The following is a 708-nucleotide window of genomic DNA, read 5'->3' on the forward strand; positions in this document are numbered from 1 at the left end:
ATATTTCTTTGAAAAAACAGATAGAGTACAAGTTAATCATGGAGGAATGGGAACATATCCAGCATATTGTTTGCTCATTGAGCCGCAAGGCAACCAATCAGAGTACCGTGGTCAGAAAACTGTCAAATGGCAAAAGAAGTCACTCGACGTTGTCTGCCCTACGTGAGTATGACAGGTTAGTAAAATGTATCTATTTGCTTGAATACGTGGACAATCAGACACTGAGGCAGTTTGTGCAGCAAGCATTGAATCGGGGAGAAGCCTATCATCAACTCAGAAGAGCCATCGCGTCTGTTAATGGCAATCAGTTTCGGGGCGGAAATGATTATCAGGTTGAACAATGGAACGATTGTGCCCGCCTGATCGCCAATTGCATTATCTACTACAATTCAGCCTTGTTATCCGGACTGGTAGAACGATTTGAAAAACAAGGTAACAGCGAGGCAATTGAAATATTGGCCAATCTCTCCCCAGTGGCTTGGAGCCATATCCAGTTGGCAGGGAACTACATTTTCGCAGAACAAAGCGACACCTTCAGTCTTGACAGTTTACTAGAAAATGTAGACCCGCTGCTCGAATCAAAAATGAATGATAGTGATGAGTATGATGCTTACGAGGAAGCAGGCTGATTGTTTTCATTTAATATATTGAAATAACTGGATAATATTAACATTATGGAACTTTTCGCTGAATTGGGCGCAAACCCCC

1 protein-coding gene is annotated in these 708 nt (G+C 42.2%); it reads left to right on the top strand.

Annotated features, from left to right (window positions below; genetic code table 11):
- The coding region (locus tag FE392_RS19315; RefSeq protein ID WP_319931771.1) for a Tn3 family transposase at positions 1-629 on the top strand (629 nt) is incomplete at its 5' end.
- Positions 630-708: the final 79 nt, after the last annotated feature.

This window comes from Xenorhabdus santafensis, assembly GCF_033949405.1.
GTDB lineage: Bacteria > Pseudomonadota > Gammaproteobacteria > Enterobacterales > Enterobacteriaceae > Xenorhabdus > Xenorhabdus santafensis.